General features: G+C 67.2%; 7 protein-coding genes and 1 pseudogene. 4 read left to right on the top strand and 4 right to left on the bottom strand.

Going from position 1 to position 9,182, the window contains the following annotated elements; genetic code table 11:
• Positions 1–452: 452 nt before the first annotated feature.
• Positions 453–1,394, bottom strand: a complete 942-nt coding sequence (locus tag ABD172_RS08270) for a GlxA family transcriptional regulator (protein WP_087136509.1) — start codon at positions 1,392–1,394, stop codon at positions 453–455.
• Between the two features lie 107 nt (positions 1,395–1,501).
• Here ABD172_RS08270 and ABD172_RS08265 point away from each other — a divergent pair, with 107 nt between their 5' ends.
• A complete protein-coding gene (locus ABD172_RS08265; RefSeq protein ID WP_033107114.1) occupies positions 1,502–1,813 on the top strand; it encodes a putative quinol monooxygenase in 312 nt (103 codons plus the stop codon).
• A gap of 107 nt (positions 1,814–1,920) precedes the next feature.
• Positions 1,921–3,245, top strand: a pseudogene (locus tag ABD172_RS08260) (ISL3 family transposase).
• A 134-nt stretch (positions 3,246–3,379) separates the two neighbouring features.
• On the opposite strand, the gene ABD172_RS08255 reads toward ABD172_RS08260, so the two are convergent.
• The 3 genes from ABD172_RS08255 to ABD172_RS08245 form a co-directional block, all read right to left on the bottom strand.
• A complete protein-coding gene (locus ABD172_RS08255; protein ID WP_344308653.1) occupies positions 3,380–4,735 on the bottom strand; it encodes an ArgE/DapE family deacylase in 1,356 nt (451 codons plus the stop codon).
• Positions 4,735–6,312: an acetolactate synthase large subunit gene (locus ABD172_RS08250; RefSeq protein ID WP_344308652.1), complete on the bottom strand. Its 1,578-nt coding sequence runs from the start codon at positions 6,310–6,312 to the stop codon at positions 4,735–4,737. Before ABD172_RS08250 ends, ABD172_RS08255 begins: the two co-directional genes overlap by 1 nt.
• Before the next feature lie 177 nt (positions 6,313–6,489).
• A complete protein-coding gene (locus ABD172_RS08245) occupies positions 6,490–7,605 on the bottom strand; it encodes an NAD(P)-dependent alcohol dehydrogenase (RefSeq protein WP_344308651.1) in 1,116 nt (371 codons plus the stop codon).
• A gap of 337 nt (positions 7,606–7,942) precedes the next feature.
• On the opposite strand from ABD172_RS08245, the gene ABD172_RS08240 reads away from it, so the two are divergent.
• Together ABD172_RS08240 and ABD172_RS08235 are read left to right on the top strand one after the other, a co-directional pair.
• Positions 7,943–8,710 carry a methyltransferase domain-containing protein gene (locus tag ABD172_RS08240; RefSeq protein ID WP_344308649.1) on the top strand — a complete coding sequence of 256 codons (768 nt, stop codon included), beginning with the start codon at positions 7,943–7,945 and terminating at the stop codon, positions 8,708–8,710.
• Positions 8,711–8,738: 28 nt separating this feature from the next.
• Positions 8,739–9,134: a (deoxy)nucleoside triphosphate pyrophosphohydrolase gene (locus ABD172_RS08235; protein WP_344308647.1), complete on the top strand. Its 396-nt coding sequence runs from the start codon at positions 8,739–8,741 to the stop codon at positions 9,132–9,134.
• Positions 9,135–9,182: the final 48 nt, after the last annotated feature.

Here is a 9,182-nt window from a genome sequence, read left to right as displayed (position 1 = left end):
CAGGTCAACGCCCTGCAGGGTGAGCCGGAAGCACTAACCTGAACCAACTCAGGTTGGTGGCTCTTCCCAGATGAAGGTGTAGGTCGGCCGGGCGCGTCGGTCCGCAGATAGACGTCGAGGTCTCCCGACGATGGAGGTTCCTACGCCATCCATCCGAAAGACCTCGAAGTGCCCGACGCTACCCCGCCGGCCGGCTTCGGCCGCCCTGACCTAACCGCCTTCGCGGCTCATCCCAATCGGCTCTGATCGGGTCTGCTGACCCTTTCGGCGAGAACGCAGCGACATCACAGCCACCCAACCCCGACCGTCCGGGAAGCCGGGGCACGTCACATGGGCTGTGCTGCGGGCGTGTCGAGTGGGTAGTCCAGGGGCGACGCAGGAGCGTCGACGCGACGTGCTGAGAGGTGGTTCCAACCGAGCGCTAGGACACAAGGTACAGGCATGGCGATAGGTCAGGAACGGCGTCGCTCCCTGCGCAGGAGGGAGCGCAGAGTCTCGGCGTTTGCGTAGCCGACCCGTAGCGCGATCTCGGCGGAGGTGAGGTCCGTGGTTGCTGAGAGGTGTCGAGCTCGTTCGGTGCGAAGCCGTTGGACGAAGCCGAGCGGAGTGAGGTTGAGCGCCGCACGGACCCGTCGTTCGAGGGTGCGCCGGCTGGTGCCGAGCGACTGCGCGACGAAGGCGACGTTGAACGGTTCGTCCAGGCGGGCGCGCACGAAGCGTTCGAACTCGACGACGATCGGGTCCTCGTGCCGGAGATGTTCGTAGGCGACGAAAGCCGCCTGCGACGGGCGCTCGTCGATGATGAGTAGCTTGGCGACATGTTGGGCTAGGTCGGGGCTGATCGATCGCACGAGTGAGAGCGCGAGGTCGATGTGGGCGAAGGCGGCGCCGGCGGTGACGAGGTTCCCGTCGACCACGACCATGGTGTCGAGATCGAGGGCGACGGTCGGATAGCGCTTCCGGAACTCCGGCCCCAGGAACCAGCTGGTCGTCGCCCGCCGATGATGCATCCGTCCTGTCTCGGCGACGGCGAACACGCCGGTGCACGCCGCGGCGATCCGGGTGGTCGCGTCGTCGAGGCGCCCGAGTGAGGCGATGACCGAACGAGCATCTCGACTCTGGAGGGCGTCGTGGGTCGCGGCGGCCGTGAGGGTTCCAAGCGCAGGGACGACGACCACGTCGAACTCTCCGGACTCCGGCAGCGGGTGGTCCACCGACAGGGTCATCGATGCCGTCGTGGTCACTCGCCGTTTCGGTCCGAGGATGGCGAGTTCGATCGGGTCGATCCGCGGGTCGACATCGCCGCGGGCTCCGTCGGCCACCCGCACGATGTCGATGATCGACGCGATAGCGGAACCGAAGCAGCCGTCGATCGCGATCAGTCCGATACGCATGACGTAAACAATAGCAATACTGCCGTATGCGCCACTCCCCACCGGCCCTCGCTCGTCATACGCTGAACTCGTCCAACGAAGAACCCCGACGTCAAGGAGAGTCCCTCATGTCCACACCCGCATCACTTCCGTATGCCTTCGTCGCCAAGATCGTCGCGGCCGATGGACAGCACGACGCGGTCGCCGACCTGCTCGCCGGCGCTGTCGCACTCGCCAACGAAGAAGTAGGAACGATTGTCTGGTTCGCGGTCAGGACCCACGCCGACACCTTCTGGATCTTCGATGCATTCCCCGACGAAGCCGCTCGCGACGCCCACGCCAACGGCGCCATCGTCGCAGCCCTGATGGCCAACCAGCACCTCCTCGGCGCAGCACCCGAGATCCTGGCGGCCGACGTCCTCGCGTCCAAGCTCCCGTAGTCCGCCAACGCACGAGACGATCGCGCCCCGCCGAGTCGGTCCGCAGATAGACGTCGAGGTCTCCCGACGATGGAGGTTCCTACGCCATCCATCGGAAAGACCTCGACGTGCCCGACGCTACCCCGCCGCCCGGCTTCGGCCGCCCTGACCTGACCGCCTTCGCTCGACTCGACGGCCTCGGTCTGAGCGTGATCGGGCAACGACTTGAACCGGATCGTGCGGTCCTCGCGTGCCGCGTGGTGGAATCAGATCAGTCGTGCCGACGGTGCGGCAGCGAAGGCGCCGCTCGTGACACCGTGATCCGGCGGTTGGCCCACGAGCCGCTGGGCTGGCGACCGACCGTGCTGGAAGTTGTAGTGCGCCGCTACCGCTGTGCAGACTGCGGACACGTGTGGCGCCAAGACACCAGCGCCGCGGCGGAGCCACGCGCGAAGCTCTCGCGCACCGGGCTGCGGTGAGCGCTGGAAGGGATCGTGGTCGCACACCTCACCGTCGCCCGTGTCGCCGAGGGACTCGGGGTCGCGTGGGACACCGCCAACAACGCGGTCGTGGCCGAAGGCAAGCGGCTGCTGATCAACGACCCCACGCGGTTCGAGGGCGTGAAGGTGATTGGCGTCGATGAGCACGTCTGGCGCCACACCAGGCGTGGCGACAAGTACGTCACCGTGATCATCGACCTCACCCCGGTCCACGATGGCGCCGGCCCAGCAAGGCTGCTGGACATGGTCGAGGGCCGGTCGAAGGCGGCGTTCAAGACCTGGCTCGCCGACCGCGACGACGCCTTCCGTGACGCGGTCGAGGTGGTCGCGATGGACGGCTTCACGGGTTCAAGACCGCCGCTGCGGAGGAGATCCCGGACGCGGTCACGGTGATGGATCCCTTCCACGTCGTGCGCCTGGCCGGTGACGCCCTCGACAGGTGCCGGCGCCGGGTCCAACTCGCGATCCACGGGCACCGTGGGTTCAGGGACGATCCGCTCTACAAGTCGCGGCGCACGCTGCACACCGGCTCGGACCTGCTCACCGACAAGCAGAGCGACAGGCTACGCGCGCTGTTCGTTGATGACGCTCACGTCGAGGTCGAGGCGACCTGGGGTTTCTACCAGCGGATGATCGCCGCCTATCGCCACGAGGACCGGCAACGCGGCCGCGAGCTCATGGAGAAGCTGATCACCGACCTCAGCGCCGGCGTCCCCAAGGTGCTCACCGAGCTCACCACACTGGGCCGGACCCTGAAGAAGCGAGCCGCCGACGTGCTCGCCTACTTCGAACGACCCGGCACCAGCAACGGGCCGACCGAGGCACTCAACGGACGGCTCGAACACCTGCGCGGCTCCGCACTCGGGTTCCGCAACCTGACCAACTACATCGCCCGAAGCCTGCTCGAGACCGGCGGCTTCAGGCCCCAACTCCTACACCCCCGATTGGGATGAGCCCACAAAGAGACGCATACATCGCCGGCTGCGTCTCATTGTGTGGGCGTGGTTGAAACAGTTGCAGCGTGGTGCGAGAGAAGGGCCCGGGGATTATCCCCCGGGCCCTTCTCGCATTCACAGGTCGATGATGATCACTCCGCCTTCGGCACGACCCCGCACCACTCCGCGATGAAGAGGGCCGTCGTCTTCGTGCACTCGAGCACGGAGGCGAGGTTCACCTTCTCGGCCGGTGCGTGGAGGCCCTCGACCTCGGGGCCGTACACGAGCGTCGGGATGTCGTGGTACTCGCCGAACAAGCGGGCGTCCATATAACCGGTGAGTGCTGCCTTCTTGGGGCGGTCACCGGTCGCGTACTGCACCATCTCGTCGAGGAGCGCCTCCTGCGCGCTGCCCTCGGGCACCTCGTGCGGGTTGCTGAAGTACCCCACGCGTTCGACGGTCGCTGTCGCTCCCTCGAGGCCGGGGTTCTCGAGCACAGCCCGGTGGACGCGTTCCTGGATCTCCTCCCATCCGTCCGCGACGTCCATGCCGACGGGCACCGCGGTGCGCACGACCATCTCGCACCAGTCCGGCACGGAGGACGGCCAGTCGCCACCGCGGATGGTGCCGACATTGAAGTTGATGGGGTGGGCGATCGGCGCGTAGAGGGGGTTCTCCTTGGCCTTGATGTTCCACTCGTCCTCGAGCTTCCGGAGGTCTCCGATCATCGCGTAGGCGGCATCGATCGCGTTGAACCCCTCCTTCATGATGGAGGCGTGCGCGGCCTTGCCGGTGAGGCGGATCTTCACCCACATGAGACCGATCTGCGCGCGTTCGATCGCACCGTCGGTCGGTTCGCCGATGAGGACGGCGTCCGCGAGGTATCCGCGGAGGATCGTTGCGAGCGTGCCGTGGCCGGTGCTCTCCTCCTCGGGGACGGACTCGATGTGGATCCGGCCGGCGGGTTCCATGCCGGCTGCACGGATCGCGTCGTACGCGGACAGCAGGCCGACAAGGCCGGCCTTCATGTCACCGGACCCACGCCCGTGCAGCCAGCCGTCGACAATCGCTGGTTCGAAGGGATCGCGCTCCCACTGTTCGGGTGCGCCCACCGGGACGACGTCGATGTGCCCGTTGAGGATGAGGCTGGGACCCTGGTCCGCCTCGGGGACGGAGGGGGTGTGGGTGCCCACGACGACGAGCGCCTGCTCGTAGTCCCGATCGGTGGAGCCGGCGCCCGGATGGGCGGCGAGCTCGTCCGGGTTCATGTGCCAGGAGTCGACCTCGAGGCCGCGCTCGGCGAACGCCGCGGCCAGCCGTTCCTGGACGGCACCCTCCTCGTTGCGCAGCGACGGGATCGCGACGAGTTCCTGGGTGAGGGCGACCTGCTTCTCCCAGTTCGCCTCGACGGCGGCGAGGATCGCCTGCCGCTGTTCCTCGGTGAGTTTCGGCTCGGGTGCGGGGACAGGCGCGGAGGTGTGGAGCGCCTCGGGAACGATGTACGACATCAGAGAACCACCTCGATGAGTGCGGGGCCCTCGGAGGCGAGGGCGTTGTCGAAGGCCTTGCCGAGTTCCTCCATCGTCGTCGCGCGGGCGGAGGGGACGCCCATGCCGCGGGCGAGGGAAACGAAGTCGATGACGGGGTTGTCGAGGTCGAGGAGTGCGCCGGACTTCTTGCCGACGTTGTCGACGCCCACGTTCTCCATTTCGTTGCGGAGGATCTGGTACTTGCGGTTCGCGAAGATGAGGGTGACGACGTCGAGGTTCTCGCGCGCCATCGTCCACAGTGCCTGCAGCTGGTACATGGCCGAACCGTCCGACTCGAGGGTGATGACCTTGCGGTCGGGGCACGCGATGGAGGCGCCCACGGCACCCGGCATCGCCCACCCGATCGAACCGCCGGTGCCGCCGAGGTAGTCGTGCGGGGCGGCGGACGCGGTGGTCTGGTAGAAGTTCCCGCCGGTGGTGAGGGATTCGTCGAGGACGATCGCGTTCTCCGGGATGGCGCCGGCGATGAAGTAGCCGAGCTTCTCCGGGGTGATCGTGCCGGTCGGGCGGGCGTCCGGAACCTGCAGTTCCGTCTTCGCCACGGCCGAGGCGCCGGTGCCGTCGGCACCCAGTCGCTCGGCGAGCAGACGGATGCCGCCGAGGGGGTCGGAGCCCGGGCCGCCGAGGTCGATGAAGAAGGTGCCGCCGGGGGCGATGAGGCTGCGGCGTCCGGGGTAGGCGAAGAAGCCGACGGGGATCTTCGCACCGACGAGGACGACGTTGTCGTACTCCTCCATGAGCGGCTGCGAGAGCTTGATCGCGTAGGGGAGTTTGTCGACGTTGTAGCGGCCGGCGCCGCGCGGCAGGCGGGAGATGAAGGTGTGGGTGAGGACGGTGGCGCCGGTGAGAGCGGCGATGCGGGAGGCGGCCTCGAGGGATTCCTGGTCGACGGCGCCCTCGCCGAAGACGAAGGCGGTCTTCGGGCCGGCGGTGGTGAGCACCTCGGCCGCGCGGGCGACGGCGTCCTCGTCGACGGTGCGGCGGTCGACGGGGGTGCGGGCGATGATCGTCTCGCCCTGGGTGACCTCGTTCCAGGCGGCGTCGGCCGGGAGGATGAGGGAGGCGATCTTGCCCTCGCGGGCGGTGGCGACGGCCTCGGCGGTGTCCGCGGAGAGGGAGTCGGCGCCGGCGGTGGTGCGCACCCAGTGGCTGAACGGGCGGGCGGTGCCCTCGATGTCCGAGGTGAGGGGCGCGTCGAGCTCGCGGTGGTAGCTCGCGTGGTCGCCGATGACGTTGACGATGGGGGACTTCGCGCGGAGGGCGTTGTGGAGGTTGGAAAGGCCGTTCGCGAGGCCGGGGCCGAGGTGGAGGAGGGTCGCGGCCGGTTTGCCGGTCATGCGTCCGTAGCCGTCGGCGGCGCCGGTGACGGTGCCTTCGAAGAGGCCGAGGACGCCGCGGATCTTCTCGGTCTTTTCGAGGGCGGCGACGAAGTGCATCTCCGAGGTGCCGGGGTTGCCGAAGCAGACCTCGACATCGTTGGCCTCGAGGGTCTGGAGGAGGGAGTCGGCACCGTTCATGGGTGCGGAGTCGGTCATGGGGATGGGCTCCTGGGTCGGTCCGGGCGCGAGGGGTGCGCCCGTGGGGTTGCCCGCGGGGTGACCGCGGGACGGGTCGGGATTCACATTAGTGCCCGGACCGGCCCAGAAGTGTGACGCGCGCCGCGGTGTTCGGTGCGGTCGGTGGTGCTGTTCAGAAGCGCTGTCGGGTTCTGTTCAGTTCATCGTGAGGATCGCCTTCACGGCGGCTCCGGTCTTCGTGTCCTCGATCGCGCGGTCGATGTCCGTGAAGGGGTAGGTCGTCACGAGGGTGTCGAAGGGGAAGCGGCCGGCCTTGTAGAGGTCGATGAGCTTTGGGATGAAGTTCTGCGGGACGGCGTCACCCTCGATGAGGTTGAGGACGCGCTTGCCGGACATCGCCGCGAGACCGATCGTCGCGGTGGGCTTGGCGACGCCGAGGAGCCCGATCGTGCCGCCGAAGGAGGTGGCGGCGATGACCTGTTCGACCACCGGGGCGACACCGGTGGTGTCGACGGCGAAGTCGGTGCCGCGGCCTCCGGTGAGCTCGAGGACGGAGGCGACGACGTCGACGTCCTTCGAGTTGAGGGTGTGGGTGGCGCCGAGGCGCTTCGCCTCCTCGAGGCGGGACTCGATGATGTCGACGGCGATGATCGTCGTGGCGCCGGTGGCGGCTGCGGCCATGATCGCGGAGAGGCCGACGGCTCCCGTGCCGGAGACGACGATCGAGTCGCCCGAACCGACATTGAGCGTGTTGAGGACAGCGCCGGCACCGGTCTGGATGCCGCAGCCGAGCGGGCCGACGAGGTCGGGGTCGATGCCCTCGGGGACCTTGACCGCGTTGCGCGCCTCGACGAGCGCGTAGGTGGCGAACGAGGACTGACCGAAGAAGGAGCCGTGGACGGTCTCCGCCTTTCCGGTCTCCTGGTTCGTGCGGGTGAAGGTGGTGGAGCCGTCCTCACGGGCACCACCGAAGTTGAGTGGCATGAAGTTGTCGCAGTAGGCCTCGCGGCCGGCGAGGCAGTTCTCGCAGTGGCCGCAGGAGGCGAAGGAGAGGCCGACGCGGTCGCCGACGGAGAACCCGGTGACGCCCGAGCCGACCTGTTCGACGACGCCGGCGCCCTCGTGCCCGAGGATCGCGGGGAACGGTGCGGGCATGTCGCCGCCGAGGACGGCGAGGTCGGTGTGGCAGAGGCCGGTGGAGGTGATGCGGACGAGGAGCTCGTTCGGACGGGGGTCCTCGAGAGTGACGTCCTGGAAGGTGAAGGGTGCGCCGACGGTCTCGTTGACGGCGGCGGTGACGGTGGTGGGCATGAGAGCGGTTTCTTTCTGCAGGTCGGGGCGCACGGCGTGAGCGGGGATGTCTACCTTCCCGGCTCGAAGTGCCAGGGGGTTATGAATCGCTCACTTATGCGTCACTGTTGATGCTAAGACTCCCCGCCCGGGGTAGAGCGGTGAGAACCGTCACTGTCATTGAAAACTGAAGTAATGAATCGAGAACTCATGCGTGAAGGTCCGATCTCCGCACCTTGTGGCGAGTTCGGAGTCGATTTGCCGGTTCTGCGTCCGTGGGTCCCCGTAGGGTCGGGGCAGAGACATTCGAAACGTGTGTAGGGCCGGGAGGCCCGGAGACGAGACCCGCATGGATCCCATGGACTTCGCTGTTGCTTTCCACCGCGACGCCTACCGGCAGGGGCCGGGGAGTGATGAGTCGACGCTGCAGGCGCTCAAGGCGGTGCCGGACTGGACGGGTGTGAAGTCGATCCTCGACCTCGGGTGCGGGACCGGTGCGCAGACGATGGTGCTCGCGATGCACACGAACGCGCAGATCACGGCCGTGGACGTGCTGCCGGAGTTCCTCGAGGAGCTCGAGGAGAGGGCGCGGCGGATGCAGGTCGGTGGTCGGGTGACGCCGCTGCTCGAGTCGTTCGACGAGTTGACGGTGGAACCGGGCTCGTTCGAGCTGGTGTGGTCCGAGGGGTCGATCTATCACCTCGGGTTCACGCGCGGGCTGGAGTACTGGAAGCAGTTCATCGCGCCCGGTGGGCACCTCGTCGTGTCGGATCTGTGCTGGACGACGGATGAGCGGCCGGCGGAGATCGTCGAGTTCTGGACCGAGGCGTACCCCGAGATCGCGACGGTGGAGCAGAAGCTCGCCGTGATCGAGGCGTCCGGGTACGAGGTCGTCGACTGGTTCGAGCTGCCGCAGTCGGCGTGGACCGACAACTATTACGAGCCGATCCGCGCTCGTTCCCCGAAGTTCATCGAGGACTACGGCAAGGACCCTGCCGCCGTCGAGTTCGTGCAGATGGGGCTGGAAGAGGCGAACCTCTTCGACCGGTTCGGGGAGTTCTACGGGTATGTGTTCTTCGTGGTGAAGCCGGTTTCTACGGTGTCTCTCACGACGGATAGCCTTTGACCGTCGTCAACGTAGAAGGGCTCCTCTGGTGAAGAAGCAGATCAATGTCGTCGGTGCTGTGATCATGGCGAACGGTGAAGTCTTGTGTGCACAGCGCGGACCCGGTGCGCTTGAGGGGTATTGGGAGTTTCCCGGCGGCAAGATCGAGCCCGGCGAGCAGCCGGAACAGGCTTTGGCTCGTGAGATCAGGGAAGAGCTCGAGTGCGAGGTCGAGGTTGGCGAACACGTGGACACCACGTCGTACGAATACGACTTCGGAATCGTGACCCTGTCGACCTACTACTGCACCCTTCTCAGCGGAACTCCCGTCCTGACAGAGCACGCGGACGTGCGATGGCTCGCCCCTGCCGACATGACGACGCTCGAATGGGCCCCTGCCGATGTGCCAGCTGTCGAGAAAATCATCGCGGCATACGCATCATGAAGTTCGATCTCTTCTCGCCGCCGGAGGAACCCCTTGGGGTCGACATTG

It is taken from the genome of Brevibacterium samyangense (assembly GCF_039529845.1).
Lineage (GTDB): Bacteria > Actinomycetota > Actinomycetes > Actinomycetales > Brevibacteriaceae > Brevibacterium > Brevibacterium samyangense.
This window is presented reverse-complemented; position numbering and strand designations above follow the sequence as displayed.